At 64.6% G+C, this 15,380-nt stretch carries 12 protein-coding genes and 1 tRNA gene; 6 read left to right on the forward strand and 7 right to left on the reverse strand.

Annotation, left to right across the window (positions count from 1 at the left end; translation table 11 throughout):
- Positions 1-24: 24 nt before the first annotated feature.
- The 6 genes from NFJ07_RS21610 to NFJ07_RS21635 are packed head-to-tail and all read right to left on the reverse strand — an operon-like array spanning position 25 to position 7,580.
- Positions 25-1,827: a protein kinase domain-containing protein gene (locus tag NFJ07_RS21610; protein WP_269997711.1), complete on the reverse strand. Its 1,803-nt coding sequence runs from the start codon at positions 1,825-1,827 to the stop codon at positions 25-27.
- Positions 1,824-3,281 (reverse strand): penicillin-binding transpeptidase domain-containing protein, encoded by a 1,458-nt coding sequence (locus tag NFJ07_RS21615; RefSeq protein WP_269997712.1) that lies wholly within the window; start codon positions 3,279-3,281, stop codon positions 1,824-1,826. Before NFJ07_RS21615 ends, NFJ07_RS21610 begins: the two co-directional genes overlap by 4 nt.
- Complete coding sequence (locus NFJ07_RS21620; RefSeq protein ID WP_269997714.1) at positions 3,278-4,645, reverse strand: FtsW/RodA/SpoVE family cell cycle protein; 1,368 nt, start codon at positions 4,643-4,645, stop codon at positions 3,278-3,280. Before NFJ07_RS21620 ends, NFJ07_RS21615 begins: the two co-directional genes overlap by 4 nt.
- Positions 4,642-6,345: a PP2C family protein-serine/threonine phosphatase gene (locus NFJ07_RS21625; RefSeq protein WP_269997716.1), complete on the reverse strand. Its 1,704-nt coding sequence runs from the start codon at positions 6,343-6,345 to the stop codon at positions 4,642-4,644. Before NFJ07_RS21625 ends, NFJ07_RS21620 begins: the two co-directional genes overlap by 4 nt.
- 3 nt (positions 6,346-6,348) lie before the next feature.
- On the reverse strand, positions 6,349-6,831 hold the full coding sequence (locus NFJ07_RS21630) for an FHA domain-containing protein FhaB/FipA (RefSeq protein WP_269997758.1): 483 nt from the start codon (positions 6,829-6,831) through the stop codon (positions 6,349-6,351).
- Between the two features lie 5 nt (positions 6,832-6,836).
- Positions 6,837-7,580 (reverse strand): FhaA domain-containing protein, encoded by a 744-nt coding sequence (locus NFJ07_RS21635; RefSeq protein WP_269997717.1) that lies wholly within the window; start codon positions 7,578-7,580, stop codon positions 6,837-6,839.
- 362 nt (positions 7,581-7,942) lie between these two features.
- On the opposite strand from NFJ07_RS21635, the gene NFJ07_RS21640 reads away from it, so the two are divergent.
- Positions 7,943-8,025: transfer RNA gene (locus NFJ07_RS21640), tRNA-Leu, on the forward strand.
- 124 nt (positions 8,026-8,149) lie between these two features.
- On the opposite strand, the gene NFJ07_RS21645 is transcribed toward NFJ07_RS21640, so the two are convergent.
- Entirely contained in the window at positions 8,150-8,833 is a 684-nt protein-coding gene (locus NFJ07_RS21645) for a TetR/AcrR family transcriptional regulator (RefSeq protein WP_269997719.1), read from the reverse strand.
- A 139-nt stretch (positions 8,834-8,972) separates the two neighbouring features.
- On the opposite strand from NFJ07_RS21645, the gene NFJ07_RS21650 reads away from it, so the two are divergent.
- The 5 genes from NFJ07_RS21650 to NFJ07_RS21670 all read left to right on the forward strand — a co-directional run bounded on the left by NFJ07_RS21650 (position 8,973) and on the right by NFJ07_RS21670 (position 15,376).
- Positions 8,973-10,364 carry a flavin monoamine oxidase family protein gene (locus tag NFJ07_RS21650; RefSeq protein WP_269997720.1) on the forward strand — a complete coding sequence of 464 codons (1,392 nt, stop codon included), beginning with the start codon at positions 8,973-8,975 and terminating at the stop codon, positions 10,362-10,364.
- A 177-nt stretch (positions 10,365-10,541) separates the two neighbouring features.
- Positions 10,542-11,300 carry a LamB/YcsF family protein gene (locus NFJ07_RS21655; RefSeq protein ID WP_269997721.1) on the forward strand — a complete coding sequence of 253 codons (759 nt, stop codon included), beginning with the start codon at positions 10,542-10,544 and terminating at the stop codon, positions 11,298-11,300.
- Positions 11,297-12,925 carry a 5-oxoprolinase/urea amidolyase family protein gene (locus NFJ07_RS21660; protein WP_269997722.1) on the forward strand — a complete coding sequence of 543 codons (1,629 nt, stop codon included), beginning with the start codon at positions 11,297-11,299 and terminating at the stop codon, positions 12,923-12,925. Before NFJ07_RS21655 ends, NFJ07_RS21660 begins: the two co-directional genes overlap by 4 nt.
- A complete protein-coding gene (locus NFJ07_RS21665; protein ID WP_269997723.1) occupies positions 12,922-14,655 on the forward strand; it encodes an acetyl/propionyl/methylcrotonyl-CoA carboxylase subunit alpha in 1,734 nt (577 codons plus the stop codon). Before NFJ07_RS21660 ends, NFJ07_RS21665 begins: the two co-directional genes overlap by 4 nt.
- Positions 14,656-14,689: 34 nt before the next feature.
- Positions 14,690-15,376, forward strand: a complete 687-nt coding sequence (locus NFJ07_RS21670; protein WP_269997725.1) for a GntR family transcriptional regulator — start codon at positions 14,690-14,692, stop codon at positions 15,374-15,376.
- Positions 15,377-15,380 lie beyond the last annotated feature (4 nt).

Raw genomic sequence — 15,380 nt, forward strand, 5'->3', positions numbered from 1 at the left:
GGAACGTCCGGTTGGCATGGTGTCTTAGTGGCTGGCGGAAGGAGAAGCGGACGCGGTCGACTTGGACAGGTGATAGGTCACTACGGACCCGGAAGCTACTTTCTGCCCGGCGGCGGGATCCGAACTCACGAAAGTTCCCGGCGCCTGGCCGGTTGCTCCATCAACGGGGGCTCCAGTGACCCAGCGCAGGCCGGCGCCTTCGATGGCGGCCTGCACTTGCGACTCGGCGGCCCCCTGGCCGATGGTCGGCACCGTAACCATTTGCGGTCCCTTGGAGTAGCTGACAGTGATGGTGGTCCCCTTGGGCTGGGGTCCTGACGGGTTGATGTCGATGACCGTACCCGCCGTCGAAGGATCGAAGACTTGGACTCCGTTGACACTCATGCCCAGAGCGATGAGGTCAGAGCGCACTTTGTCGTACGGCTGTCCCTTGTACTGCTCCGGGATCAGGTTGATGGCCTCCGCGGTGGTCGTGCTGGGCGTCGGGGTCGCCGAAGTCTCCGTGGCGCTCGGACTTGCCGAGGTTGGCGGTGCGCTCGAGACCTGGGCAGGAGGGGTTGTGGTGGCCGGCGCGGGACTGCTGGGCGAGAACAGTCCGGACTGGGTCAGGATCGCACCCACCAAGGCGAGCACCACGAGCACGATCAAGACAATGAGCGGCCACGTCCACGCGCTGCGCTTCTTCCGCCGCGGCTCCTCCTGGTACTCCTCTTCCTCATGGATGTACTGGTTGTGCTCGTCGGCCTGATCCAGACTGCGCTCGGCGGCCAGGGCATTGGCACGCGCCAGGGCGTTTCCACCTTCGGCTGCAGCCCCTACCGCTGCGGCTCCCGCCGCGGCGGCGCCGATCACTGGGAGCGCCGACGTCGACGTCGAACGTGCTTCCCTGCCGTACGGCGAGGTGACAATGCCGGTAGGCGCGGTGGCGATGTCCGTAGGCGCTGTGATAGGGCCCGTGGTGGATTCGAACAGCAACATTCCCGGTACGGCGGCGTGTGCCGTGGCAATATCGCCCGCGCGGATCGCTTCCGCGGCCTCAGCCAGCTTGATCGCATCCGCAGGACGGTTCTTCGGATCCTTGGCGAGCATGGACATCAGCAGGGCGCGTACGGGAGTGGGCAGGCTCTCAGGCAGCGGCGGCGGAGCGTCGTTGACCTGGGCAAGCGCGATGGCGATCTGGGATTCACCGGAGAACGGACGATGCCCCGTGAGGGACTCATAGCCAATAACCCCGAGGGAATATATGTCCGAGGCGCCCGTGGCCGTTTGCCCCGTGGCCTGCTCCGGAGCAAGGTACTGGGCCGTACCCATGACTTGCCCGGTCTGCGTGAGCGGAACTTGGTCTGCCAGGCGGGCGATGCCGAAGTCGGTGATCTTGACACGGAAGTCCGGCGTGATCAGGAGGTTGCCCGGTTTGATGTCCCGGTGCACCAAACCCTGGGCATGCGCGGGGGCCAGCGCCCGGGCGGTCTGGGAAATGATGGACAGGGTGCGGTCCGGCGAAAGGACCTGCTCGCGTTCCAGGATGCTGCTCAACGGCTGACCCGGCACCAACTCCATGACCAGGTAGGCCGAGCCGTCTTCCTCTCCGTAGTCGAAGACGTTGGCGATCCCCACGTGATTAAGCAACGCGGTGTGGCGGGCCTCGGCACGGAACCGTTGGAGGAACCCGGGGTCACCCGTGTATTCCTCTTTGAGTACCTTGATGGCGACGATCCGGCCAAGGATCTGGTCCTTGGCCCTCCAGACCTCTCCCATGCCGCCAATCGCAATGCGACTGGTCAGCTGGAACCTGCCGCCGAGGGTGATTCCTGACGTAGGTCTCACTTATTCAACACCGCCTCAAAAATCTTCTTCGCGTTCGGACTGGTTAGCTTTGCGCCGGTAGACACATTAACGCCTTCCATAACAATGGTGACGGCTACCTGCGGGTCGTTGGCCGGGGCGAACCCGGTAAACCATGAGTTGTTCAAGCCTGTATCGCCGAGTTGCGCCGTACCGGTCTTGCCGGCCACCTGGATTCCTGGTATCGCGGCACCGCTCGCGATTCCTTGGGATACGACGTCGGTCATCCACTGCGTGATCTGGCTGGCGATATCAGGCGTGGTGGAAGTACGCAGTGCCTCGGGCTTGGGCTCGCTGATGACCCGGAGGTCAGGTGCCCGCACGGTCTTGATGAGGTTCGGCTTCATCTGGACACCCTTATTGGCAATAGCCGCGGTCATCATCGCGATTTGCAGCGGAGTGGCCCTGACGTCACGCTGCCCGACGGCGGACTGGGCGAGCGCTGCCTGGTCCAGATTCGTGGGGAAGACACTGACAGCCGACTGGAGCTTGAGTTGGTCCCCGAAATCCTGCCCGAAGCCGAACTTGCTGGCCTGGTCCGCGATGGCCTTTTGGCCCAGGTCCAGGGCGATGCTGGCGAAGGGCGTGTTGCACGACTGCTCCAAAGCGAATGGGAAATCGGCCGTGTTGCGGGTTGAGCAGTTGCCACCGGCATAGTTGGGCAACGAGGCGCTCGAACCGGGCAACGGCAGGCTGTCCGGGTTCGGCAAAACACTGTCCTTGTTGTACTTTCCGGAGCTCAATGCAGCTGCCGTGTCCACGAGCTTGAACACCGAACCAGGCGCCAGTAGCTCACCGGTGGGTCCGCTCACGGACTGGTTGAGGTTGATGCCGGGGACCTGGTTGATTTGGTTGTAGCTTGCCTGTTCCTTGGCGGGATCGTGCGTGGCAATCAGGTTGGGATCGTAGGACGGCTTGGAGACCATAGCGATGATGGCGCCCGTCTTCGGGTTGGTGACGACGATCGAGCCACGCTGACCGTCAGGAATGAGATCGTAGGCGAGCTTCTGGATCACGGGATCGAGCGTCAATTCCACAGACGCGCCCTTCGGCTGGCTGCCAAGGAATATCTGGCTGACTCGGTCCAGGAAGAGCTGGTCGGAGCTGCCGGCCAACTCATCCCGGAGCTGCTGCTCAAGCCCGGTGGACCCATAGGTCCTGGAGAAGTAGCCCGTGATCCCCGCATAGAGCTCCGGCTGGGCATAACTGCGCTGGTACTTGCAGGTTTCGTCTCCGGCAACCGATTCGGCGATTGGCTTGCCGCCCACGATGATGGCACCGCGGTCGTTGCAGTAGTTCGCCAGGACGGCGCGTTGGTTCCACGGATTGTCATTGAGGTCGCCGGCGCCGATGACCTGGACATAGCTGATCGCGCCAAAGAGTAGGGCGAACATGGCAACGGCTGCCATCCACGCATTGCGTATGGAATGGTTCATGAGGTCTGCACCGCCTCTGTGGGGGCATGGGTAATGGGCGTAGTGTCCACCGGGCCGCGCGCGGTGTTCGAAATCATGAGCAGCAAGCCCACGATGATCCAGTTGGCAAGCAAGGAGGAACCGCCTGCCGCAAGGAAGGGAGTGGTGAGCCCCGTCAGCGGGATCAGCCGCGTGACGCCGCCGATCACCACGAAGCATTGCAACGCTATGGCGAAGGAGAGGCCGCAAGCCAAGAGCTTGCCGAATGCGTCCCGCGCGCCAAGAGCTGCGCGGAACCCGCGGGTGAAGAGCAGCATGTAGAGCATCACGACGGCAAAGAGGCCGATCAGTCCCAGTTCCTCACCGATGAGGGCTACGATCATGTCGCTGTTGGCGAAAGGCACCAGATCCGGCCGGCCTTGTCCGAGCCCTGTGCCTACAAGGCCGCCGTCGGCCATCCCGAAGAGACCTTGGACGATCTGTCCGCTGCCGCCCGGGGACCGGTCGAAGACTTCCGGGGTGAACGCGTTCCACCAGCTGTCCAGCCGGAAGGCGACGTGCGAGAAGAACTTGGACGCGAGGAATCCGCCACCAAGGATCAGCGCGATGCCGATGACCACCCAGCTGATTCGGCTTGTTGCCACGTAAATGATGACGATGAACAAGCCGAAGAAGAGGACCGATGTGCCGAGATCCCGCTGGAAGACGAGGATGCCGATGCTCACGAGCCAAGCCGTGATCATGGGGCCAAGATCCTTGAAGCGCGGCAATTGAACGGGGCCGATTTTGCGGCCGGCAAGCAGGATGAGGTCCCGGTTGGAGGATAGATAACCCGCGAAGAATATAGCCAGGGTGATCTTGGCGATTTCGCCTGGCTGGAAAGTCATGGGACCGAGCCGGATCCAGACGCTGGCGCCGAGCACCTCGCCAGCGGAGATACCGGGAACGAGCGGCAATACAAGGAGAACTGCGCTGGCCGCCAGCGAGATAAAGGTGAAGCGGCGGAGGAGGCGGTGGTCCTTGAGGAACCAGATCACGACGATTGACACGGCCATGGCCAGGAGGGTCCAGCGCAGCTGGTTGTTACCCGTATCCTCGCCTGGCTGGTCCATGCGATGGATGAGGGCGAGTCCCAAGCCGTTGAGGGCAACGACGATCGGAAGCATGATCGGATCGGCATATTTTGCGCGGAACCTGAGGATCATGTGGAAAGCGAATGCGGCCACGATCAAGAGACTCGACTGGAACCAGAAGTCGCTGTCGAAAGCGGCCGTACTATTGAGCCCGACCATGGCGCTGGCGCCGATTCCCACAGCAAGGGCAAGGACCAGCAGGATGAGCTCGACGTTGCGGCGCGGCTTGGGTGTGGTTATGGCCAGAATCATGGGGACACCGCGCACGTAGGGACCGGCGTAGACGTGGGTGACGATGTTGGCGGGTTCGAGGGACTTGGGCTTGCCGGCGTGGGGCTTGGCGTGGGGGTGGGACTTGCCGTTGGCTTAGCTGTGCTTGTGGGGCAATTGGCCGGCAGGCCGGTAGTGCCCTTGTCCTGCAGGCTTTTCACAATTTGCTGAGCGTCGCCGAGATCGCGCGCCGGAACGGTTTGGCGAAGGCTTTGCTGCGTGTATTCGGGCAAAGAGTCCATGCGGATATTTGTCACGGTCTCGACTTTTGAGAGCTGGAACGGGCCAAGGCTCTGTGAGATGCCGTTGAAAATTGCGACGTGCTGGTTGAATTCACCGACGTAGTAGCGTGTCTGGGTCCACGCATAACCGAGCCACAGCCCGGCGACGACGAAAATGGCCAAGACCGCGGCAATAGCCGGCGTCAACCAGCGCCGCTTCCGGGCGGCAAGCGGCTGTGGATCCTGGCGGTCCTGGTCAGCCTTGTGGGTCAGCACGGTGGCAGCCCGGCGTGCAACGCTGCGTCCGGCTATGGTGGGGATCGAACCCGTTTCGGCTGCGGTTGCGGCAGCGCCGACCAGTTCGTGCGGACGGCTTGCGAGCTCTTCGCGGAGGATCTCCGCCGACAGGTGTTCGCCAAGGTGCGGGTCTGTCGCCGTCGTCGGCTCAGTGATCCCGGCCGGTTTTGCGGGACCCGCCGCTGCGGGCTCCGTGGCGGCGGTGGGCTTTGCCGCGGCGGCGGAAGGCCCGGCGTCGGACGTTGTTTCCCGCGGTGTGACCCTGCCGGCCGCGGGGCTGTTGGCCCCGGACCCTTTGGCCGGGGTTGCCGCATCGCTGCCGTGCGTGCCGTCCTTGCTCGGCGGGGCTGGCGCTTCTGGGACGACGTCGACCGCGGCCGTGCTGAGGTTGTCGCCGGTCTCTTCCACGATTTCCAGCAGCACCACGGTGACGTTGTCCGGAGCGCCGTTGGCGAGCGTGAGCTCAACGAGGAGATCTGCGCATTCGGCAAGGTCCTTGGTTTCGCGGACTACTTGCTCCACGACTGCGCCTTGGACGTAGTTCAGGCCATCGGAGCAGAGGAGCCAGCGTTCGCCGGGCTCGATGTCGAGCTCGTCCAGGTCCAGCTCGGGGCTCGCGTCCACGTCGCCCAGAACGCGCATGAGGACGTTCTTGTGCGGGTGGGTTTCGGCTTCCTCCGGGCGCAGCCGGCCTTCATCGATGAGCCTCTGGACGAAAGTGTGGTCAACGCTGATTTGTTCGAATTTGCCGTTACGCAGGCGGTAGGCGCGGGAATCGCCAATGTGCGCGAAATGCAGCCGCCTGCCTTCGAGCAGCAGGGCGGTGACCGTGGTGCCCATGCCTGCAAGCTTCGGGTCTACGTGGACAAGCTCGGAGAGGAGGGAATTTGCGGTCTGGATTTCATCTGCCAGGACGGTTTCTGCGCCGTCCGGGTAGGAATCGTGATCGAGGTGGATCATGTCCAGCACGGTGGATGCCGAGGCAACGTCCCCGCCCGCATGCCCGCCCATGCCGTCCGCAACGACGGCAAGATGCCGGCCGACATACGCGGAGTCGTCGTTCTTCGAGCGGACACGCCCGACGTCGGACCGCGCCGCATAGCGCATGATCAGGGGGAGTTCCGGAGGCAGTGCCTTGCCCTCGGAAGTCGGAGGGGAAGCCATGGGCTACGGCCTCAATTCGATGACCGTCTTGCCGATCCTCACGGGGACGCCAAGCTCCACCGGCAGGGCGCGGGTCAATTGCTGGTCGGCGAGGTAGGTGCCGTTGGTGGAGCCGAGATCTTCGATGAACCATCGGCTGCCTTGGGGGAACAGGCGTGCGTGGCGGCCCGAAGCATAGTCATCCTCAAGGACCAACGTGGCCTCTTGTGCGCGGCCCAGCAGGATCGGGCTCGCGGCCAAAGGAAGGGTGGTCCCCTTGAGCGGGCCCTCGACGACCACCAGCTGGTGCGCCTGCTGCTTCACGGGCTGGGGTGGCGCGGGGGCGAGTTCCGGGTGCTTGCGTACTTCGCGCGCCGTCGGAGTTCCCATGGCTGCCTTGCGGCCGATTACGAGATCGCGACGCATGGTCGAGACGATGCTGAAGATCAGTACCCACAGCAACAGCAGGAAGCCGAAGCGGAGCGCGGTGATGGTCAGTTCGCTGATGTCGCTCACGGGCGCCCACCAGAGGGCTGGGGGAGAAGTCTGAAAATGATCTTGGTCCGTCCCATGGTGATGGTGGATCCGTCAGTAAGTTCCACGCTGCCGTCCACTTTGTGGCCGTTGACGTAGCTTCCGTTGGTGGAACCGAGGTCGACAGCGCGGATGACCCCGGCCTCTGTCTGGATTTCCAAGTGCTTGCGCGAGACGCCGGTATCATCCACCAGGATGTCGGCCTCGGAGGACCGGCCCAGCACGATGGAAGGCGCGTTGAGTGAATAGCGCTGTCCGCCGATGTCCAGGACAGGCTGGAGCCGTGTGGGTTCGCGGCTTGGCGCGGCGGGGACAACGGGCCGCGGAGCAGCAGGCGCGGCCGCCCCGTTGGATTTCTCAGTGCTGGACGTGATTTCGAAGTGGCCTTCGCGCTGGGCTTCGTCGTGACGGAAGGAGATCCGTACCGGACCCTGCAGGATGTAACCCTGGCTGCGCACGTGCTGGATGACGACGTCGCACAATTCTTCGGCCAGGGGAGTTCCCCAGTCTTGGGCGCGAGCAAAGTCTCCATCGCTCAAGAGGACGTCGAAGACGTTGGGAGCCAACGTACGGCCGGCCGAAATGGTGATGGACTTGTTGTCCAGTTCACGGCGAAGCCTGCTGGCTATCTCCACCGGCTCCACCCGCGCCCGCGACCCGGTGGAGAAGACGCCGCGGACGGCCTTTTCGATGCCACGTTCAACCTTGTCAAGCAAGCCCATGGTCCTTCTCCTTCCGTTTCGTTGACCCTGCAGTGTCAGTAGCCAAGACGAATCCCCGCAGTGGCCGGAGCGCACGCAAGGAGCCTGTCTTCAACCCCGATACTACTGGGCAAGACTGTGAATGGCCTTATTCCACAACGCCTGGAACGCCGGAAAAGTTCGCCTGCCTGCGTCATTTCGGGACGCTTCTCGCGTGATTTCCGCATCATGTGGGGGACCGACAATCCGTGGGGTTCCGGGGTTTTACAGCCCCGTCCTTGGTCGATTGGCGTTTTCAACGGGTTGTCCGTTATGCTTGATCTCGCTGCTTTCGCAGGGGTGAGGCCGGGGAAACCTGGTACGGCCCGGGTGAAAGAAGTTGCGCGCGAGTGGCGGAACGGCAGACGCGCTGGCTTCAGGTGCCAGTATCCGAAAGGGTGTGGGGGTTCAAATCCCCCCTCGCGCACGCAATCAAAGGAACCCCGGTCTCTGACCGGGGTTCCTTTTTTTAACTCCCCAACTCGCTCGTAACTCCCAACTAGCTCGCAGTTGTTGTCGTTTTGGGGGCTCATAACGACAACAAATGCGAGCTACTTGGGCTGGGTACGCAGCGCCCCGAGGCCTGTGATCAGCGCGTCCAAGCCCATGTTGAACGCGAGGTCGGACGGGTAGTTGTTCCGCTCGGGTCCAAGGCTGCGGACCGCCGAAGTGAAGTGCGGCGTAGAGTCGGCCAACCGGCCCGAATCGAAAATGTCCGCCGGCGCGTTCGCGTCGAAAGCGGCGCCGAATATATACGCCTCGAGGGCCACGATGCTCGGGATGATCTGCTTCTCCGGGAAACCCGCGCGGAGGAATCCCTCCGTGACGGCTTCGTACATGGCGAGCGTCTGTGGGGCGTCCGTCACCGGAAGTACCGCGATCACCGAGATGAGCGGGGTGTGCCTTGCGAAGATGCCGCGGTAGGAATAGGCCCATTGCCGGACGGACTCCTCCCAGGGGAGCGTGCTGAAACCGCCGAAGTCGACCTTGGACATCAGATCCTCTTCCACGAGCTTGAGGACGTCATCCTTGGAGGACACATGGTTGTAAAGGGCCGACGGCGCCACGCCCAGGGAGCGCGCAAGTGCGGCCATGGTGAGGCCGTCGTAGCCCTTCTTGCTGATCAGTTCCAGTGCCGCTGCAGTAATGCCGTCCTGGCCCAGGACCGCCGCCATTGGCCGACCTGCCCTGCGACGCGCTTTGGTCTCGCCGGGAGCGGGGGTGGGTTCAGGCATCGCTGACCTTTCTGGAGGTTATGTCAAAGCATTATTCCATTTGGGTCTTCACAGCCGGGGCCAAGACAGCTACAGTTGAGATAAATGAACGTCATTCATTTATTGGTCAGCCAACGGGGACGGCCACAGAAAGGACATCATGTTGAATCTTGATCGCGACGTCGTAATTGTCGGTGCCGGTCCGTCGGGGTTGACGGCCGCACGCGAATTGAAGAAGGCCGGACTCAGCGTTGCCGTGCTCGAAGCACGCGACCGCGTCGGTGGCCGCACTTGGACCGACACCATTGACGGAGCCATGCTGGAAATCGGCGGACAATGGGTGTCCCCGGACCAGACCGCCCTCATGGGGCTCCTGGACGAACTTGGCCTCAAGATGTACTCCCGCTACCGCGACGGAGAATCTGTCTACCTGGCGGCGGACGGCAGCCGCACCCGCTACACCGGGGCTTCCTTCCCGGTCAGCGAGACCACGGCCGCCGAGATGGACAAGCTCACCGCCATCTTGGACGGCCTCGCCGCCGAGATCGGCCCGGAGGAGCCCTGGGCCCACCCCAAGGCCCGCGAATTGGACACCATCTCCTTCCACCACTGGCTGCGCCAGAACTCCACGGACGAGGAAGCCTGCAACAACATCGGCCTCTTCATCGCCGGCGGCATGCTGACCAAGCCGGCCCATGCTTTCTCGGCGCTGCAAGCGGTGCTGATGGCGGCTTCGGCAGGTTCCTTCTCCAACCTGACGGACGAAGACTTCATCCTGGACAAGCGGGTTATCGGCGGCATGCAGCAGGTCTCCCTGCTGATCGCCGCGGAACTGGGTGACGACGTCGTACTTAACAGCCCGGTCCGCACCATCAATTGGGAGCCGGCCGGCGAAGGCCACCGCGTCACCGTTGAGTCCGAGCTTGCAACCGTCAACGCACGATTCGTGATCATGGCCGTCCCGCCGAACCTGTACTCCCGCGTGTCCTTCAACCCGCCGCTGCCGCGCCGCCAGCACCAGATGCACCAGCACCAGTCCCTGGGCTTGGTCATCAAGGTCCATGCCGTCTACAGCACGCCGTTCTGGCGCGAAGACGGCCTGTCCGGCACGGGCTTCGGCGCCGACGCCCTGGTCCAGGAGGTCTACGACAACACCAACCACGGGGACACCCGCGGGACCCTGGTGGGCTTCATCTCGGACGAAAAGGCAGACGCCGTCTTCGAGCTCAGCGCCGAGGACCGCAAGAAGAAGGTCCTTGAGTCCATCGCAAGCTTCCTGGGCGAAAAGGCCCTGGATGCCGAGGTCTACTACGAATCCGATTGGGGTTCCGAGGAGTGGACCCGCGGTGCCTATGCGGCCAGCTACGACCTGGGCGGTTTGCACCGCTACGGCAAGGACCAGCATGCCAACGTTGGACCCATCTACTGGTCCTCCTCCGACCTGGCCGCGGAAGGCTACCAGCACGTGGACGGCGCAGTCCGGATGGGCCAGGCAACGGCCGCCCGGATCGTCACCGCCAACAACCTTGTGGCTGCGGTGCCGGTGGCCTAGGAAGCTGAACTAATCCACACGTGGGGTCCCGTCTCTTTCGCTTGCTTGAAGTCGCTCGGCGAAAGGGACGGGACCTCACTTTTGGAATCCGGGCAACTGGTCCGTAAGCAAGATTGTTGAACAATCTTGGCGTTTCAGGCATGATAGTGAGGTATTCAACCTGAGACGGGGATCACAATGCCTTTTATTGACCTCAATAGCGACGTCGGAGAATCGTTCGGCAACTGGACCATGGGCGACGACGCCGCAGTCTTCCGCTACGTGTCGAGTGCCAATGTGGCCTGCGGATTCCACGCCGGAGATCCCAGCACCATCGCCAGCACGTGCCGCGAGGCCGTCGCAGCTGGAGTAACCATCGGTGCCCACGTGGGTTATCGCGACCTTGCGGGTTTCGGGCGCCGTTTCCTCGACTGCTCCGCAACAGAACTGGCCGACGACGTTCTCTACCAACTCGGCGCTCTCCAAGCCCTGGCCCGTGCCGCCGGCTCCGAGATCAAGTACGTCAAGCCGCACGGCGCCCTCTACAACACGATCGTCCATCACGAGGTCCACGCCCAGGCAGTGGCCGACGCCGTCCATGCCTTCAGTCCCGGACTCCCACTCCTCCTCCTGCCGGGCTCCGTTGCACTCGCCAAAGCCGAAGCGAAGGGACTCCGCGGAGTAGCCGAGGCGTTCGCCGACCGCGCCTACAACGCGGACGGCACCCTCGTATCGCGCCGCGAAGAAGGCGCCGTACTGCACGATCACGCTGCCATCACGGAGAACATGGTCCGCCTGGCAACGGAGGGCAAAATCGTGGCCCGCGAGGGTTCCATCCTTAACGTCAACGCCGAAAGCATCTGCGTCCACGGAGACACTCCCGGCGCCGTGGCCATGGCAGCCGCCGTCCGCGCGGGACTCGAAGCCGCCGGCGTCACCGTACGGAGTTTCGCGTGAGCGTCACTGGAATACGCTGGGCGGGTCCGCGTGCCCTGCTGGTGGAACTTTCCGATCTCCCTTCCGTGCTGGCGTTTCATTCCCGGCTGCTTGCCGAGCCCCTGCCCGGCCAGCTCGACGCGGTCGCCGCGGCAGCCACCGTACTGCTTAAGTTCGGCACGCACGCCGAGGCACTCGCGGCGCGTACCGCCGTCGGGCATGTTGACCTGGGCGCGGTGCCGTGCGACGGTTCCCGCGACGTCACGATTGAAGTGGTGTACGACGGCGAGGACCTCACCGCGGTGGGCATGCTCACCGGTCTGGGCCGGGACGGCGTCGTGGCCGCCCACACTGGCCAGCTCTGGACGGCGGCTTTCGGCGGCTTCGCCCCGGGCTTCACGTACTTGCTCGGCGAGAACCACAGCCTCGACGTGCCGCGCCGCAGCTCGCCCCGCACAGCAGTTCCGGCGGGTTCCGTGGCTCTCGGCGGGACGTTTTCCGCCGTCTATCCGCGGCAATCCCCAGGCGGCTGGCAGCTGATCGGACGTACGACGGCGGTCCTCTGGGATCTTGAGCGGGAGTCACCGGCGCTGGTTCGTCCGGGAGATAGGGTCCGGTATGCGGCCGTCCGCGAAACCGTTGCCCTGACTCGCGTGCAGCAGCCCGTTGCCGGGGAGGTCACCGGTCCCGCCCTGGTGGTTGGCTCACCCGGTCTGCAATCGCTGATCCAGGATCTCGGCCGGCCCGGACTGGGGGACCTGGGAGTGTCCGCCGCGGGTGCCGTGGACCAGCAATCGACCCGCCAGGCCAACCGCTTGGTGGGCAACGAAGCCGGCGCGGCGGTTGTGGAAACGGTGCTGGGCGGACTCTCGGTTCAGGCCGTCGGCGACCAGGTGCTCGCTGTTGCCGGAGCGGTGGTGCCGCTGGAAATCCGCGATGCATCGGGGGCTCCAGGTCGGTGCGCCGCGATGTTCGCACCCTTCGCCCTCCTGGACGGCGAAACCCTCAGCTTGGGGGAGCCGACGCTCGGGGCCCGAAGCTACCTCGCCGTCCGCGGTGGGATTGATGTGCATCCGGTGCTCGGCAGCCGCTCAAGCGACTCGATGTCCGGAATCGGTCCCGCACCGTTGTCGGCCGGGACTCGCCTCCCGGTGGGAAGGGCGCCGCTGTTCCAGATGGTCGGCGCTCCCGAGGAATCCACGCTGCGGCTGGGAGTGGCGTCCGCGGAACTCCGCATCACCTTGGGCCCGCGGGACGACTGGTTCGTCGCCGGAGCCCTGGATGCTCTCACGGGGGAGGACTGGATCACCACCGAGCGGTCCAACAGGATCGGTGTCAGGCTCAGGCCCGGAGGCAAACGCGCCCTCGAACGAAACCCCGGCCGCGGCGCGGGGGAGCTCCCCAGCGAAGGCGCAGTTGCCGGCGCACTCCAAGTGCCACCGAACGGGCACCCCGTCCTCTTCCTGGCCGACCACCCGGTGACCGGCGGGTATCCGGTGATTGCCGTCGTCGTACCCGAAGACCTGCCGACGGCGGCGCAATTGCCGCCCGGCCACAGCGTGCGGTTCACGATCGTGGACCCCGCAACCCTTGAACCACTTGAACTTGCCGCTGCCGGCGTCGTCCCCGAAGGAACCCAGCCATGAAAAAGGTCCTGATCGCCAACCGCGGCGAGATCGCCGTGCGGATTGCCCGCGCATGCTCCGATGAGGGCTTGGAGTCCGTTGCCGTGTACTCGGACCCCGACGCCGATTCCCTCCACGTGCGGTTTGCTGACGAGGCCTACGCGCTGGGCGGTTCCAGCGGCGCCGAGACGTACTTGGACATCGCCAAACTGATCGATGTCGCCCGCCGCGCCGGTGCCGACGCCGTGCACCCCGGATATGGCTTCTTGTCCGAGAACGCCGACTTCGCGCAGGCCGTGATCGACGCAGGCCTTACATGGATCGGCCCTGCGCCCCAGTCGATCAGGGAGCTAGGAAACAAGGTGACGGCCCGCGAGATCGCCGTCCGCGCCGGGGCTCCCCTTGTTCCTGGCAGCGACGGTCCCGTGGCCAACGCCGCTGAAGTCCTTGCTTTCGCCCTGGAATACGGTATGCCGGTAGCCATCAAGGCTGCTTTTGGCGGAGGAGGCCGCGGGCTCAAGATTGCGCGGCGCCTGGAGGACATCGAGGACGCGTTCGAATCGGCCGTACGTGAATCCAAGGCGGCCTTCGGACGCGACGAATGCTTCGTGGAGCGCTTCCTGGACCAGCCGCGGCACGTCGAGGCGCAGGTCCTGGCCGATATGCACGGCAACGTTGTGGTCCTCGGAACCCGCGATTGCTCCCTGCAGCGTCGGAACCAGAAGCTCGTGGAAGAAGCCCCCGCTCCCTTCCTGAGCCCTGAACAGCGCACGCTCATCCACCAATCGGCCAAGGCCATTTGCCGCGAGGCCGGATACTACGGTGCAGGAACCGTCGAATACCTTGTGGCTGTGGACGGCACCATCTCCTTCCTGGAGGTCAACACGCGGCTGCAGGTGGAGCATCCCGTCACCGAGGAAACGTCCGGGGTGGACCTGGTCCGCGAACAATTCCGGATCGCCGCAGGCGGCATCCTCTCCCTGACGGAAGACCCCGAGCCCAAAGGACACGCCTTCGAGTTCCGCCTCAACGCCGAGGATCCCGCGCGCGGCTTCCTGCCGAGCCCGGGCACGGTAGAGGTCTTCGAAGCCCCCACAGGGCCGGGCATCCGCGTGGACTCGGGGGTTCGCTCCGGATCAGTGGTTCCCGGGGAATATGATTCCCTCCTGGCCAAGCTGATCGTCCGGGGCGAGGACCGGCAGCAGGCCCTGCGCCGCGCCCGGGCTGCGCTGGACGAGATGCGGATCAAGGGTTTGCCCACAGTGCTTCCCTTCCATCGGGCCGTGGTCCGCCACGAGGCCTTCACTTCGGAGGACAAGCTGGGCGTCTACACCACGTGGATCGAGACCGAGTTCGCCGAAGAGCTGGCCGGGTCTCCGGAGATCGCCCGTGGGGCCCCCGGTTCCGAACGCAGCACGTTCACGGTGGAGCTGGATGGCAAGGCGGTGCAGCTTGGGCTCCCCGTTCGCCTGTTCGAAGCGCTGATGAGTGGCGGTGGCGGTTCCGTCGCAGCTGTCCCGGCGCCGGTTGTGGCCGACGACTCCGGACTGGCCTCCCCGATGTCCGGCTCGTTGGTGAAGTGGCTGGTTGACGACGGTGCTGCCGTGGAAGTCGGGCAGCCCGTGGCCGTGTTGGAGGCCATGAAGATGGAAACCATCGTTCCGGCCCACCGTTCAGGCACTGTGGCAAGGGGTCCGCAAGGGCCGGGCACCGCCGTCGGGCGCGGAGAGGTGATCGCGAGCATCGGCTGAGCTCCGTGGGCCAGCTGTTCGGTAGATTTGGGGCATGCCCATGAACGCTGCGCTTCAAGGAATCGCCGACGCCGGCCACGCCACCCACGCCCATACGGGAGCGTGGGTTGCCGCCCAGCTTCGCCAGCGCATCTCCGATGGCTTGTTGCCGCCCGGCACGAAGCTCTCCGAGCAAACCTTGTCCGAGGCCCTCGGCGTTTCCCGGAACACCCTGCGGGAGGCCTTTACCGTCCTGGCCGGCGAATCCGTGGTCCAGCGCATCCCCAACCGCGGTGTGTTCGTGGCCGCCCCCGGAGCCGACGACGTCCGCGAAATCTACCGGGTGCGCCGCCTGATCGAGCCGGCTGCCGTGTTGTGGGGTGATGTCCCGGCTGGAGCCCTGGACGCCATGGACGTCATCGTCGACAAAGCCCGGGCTGCCCGCGCGGAGGGATCGGTGGCCGGCATGGCGGATGCCAACCAGGAGCTGCACAAGGCCCTGGTGTCGTTGTCCGGAAGCGCCTCCCTGGACGCATTGATGGAGAAGGTGCTGGCCGAGATGCGATTGGTCTTTCACGCCATGGCCACCACTCCCGACTTCCACGGCCATTACGTGGAACGCAACGCCGCCTTGGTTGCCCAGATCCGTAACGGACAGCGCGAAGAGGCCGCAGCCGAGTTGCGCCGCTACCTCGACGGTGCCGAACACGAACTCCTGATTCACATCGGGGCAATTCCGTAGGCGC

The organism is Arthrobacter sp. B2a2-09 (assembly GCF_027587375.1).
Classification (GTDB): domain Bacteria; phylum Actinomycetota; class Actinomycetes; order Actinomycetales; family Micrococcaceae; genus Arthrobacter.

What these genes read in the sequence shown, in the direction of transcription:
- NFJ07_RS21615 (WP_269997712.1), bottom strand. Translation starts at nt 3,281, where the DNA reads ATGAACCATTCCATACGCAATGCGTGGATGGCAGCCGTTGCCATGTTC.
- NFJ07_RS21620 (WP_269997714.1), bottom strand. Translation starts at nt 4,645, where the DNA reads ATGATTCTGGCCATAACCACACCCAAGCCGCGCCGCAACGTCGAGCTC.
- NFJ07_RS21625 (WP_269997716.1), bottom strand. Translation starts at nt 6,345, where the DNA reads ATGGCTTCCCCTCCGACTTCCGAGGGCAAGGCACTGCCTCCGGAACTC.
- NFJ07_RS21635 (WP_269997717.1), bottom strand. Translation starts at nt 7,580, where the DNA reads ATGGGCTTGCTTGACAAGGTTGAACGTGGCATCGAAAAGGCCGTCCGC.
- NFJ07_RS21645 (WP_269997719.1), bottom strand. Translation starts at nt 8,833, where the DNA reads ATGCCTGAACCCACCCCCGCTCCCGGCGAGACCAAAGCGCGTCGCAGG.
- NFJ07_RS21650 (WP_269997720.1), top strand. Translation starts at nt 8,973, where the DNA reads ATGTTGAATCTTGATCGCGACGTCGTAATTGTCGGTGCCGGTCCGTCG.
- NFJ07_RS21655 (WP_269997721.1), top strand. Translation starts at nt 10,542, where the DNA reads ATGCCTTTTATTGACCTCAATAGCGACGTCGGAGAATCGTTCGGCAAC.
- NFJ07_RS21665 (WP_269997723.1), top strand. Translation starts at nt 12,922, where the DNA reads ATGAAAAAGGTCCTGATCGCCAACCGCGGCGAGATCGCCGTGCGGATT.
- NFJ07_RS21670 (WP_269997725.1), top strand. Translation starts at nt 14,690, where the DNA reads ATGCCCATGAACGCTGCGCTTCAAGGAATCGCCGACGCCGGCCACGCC.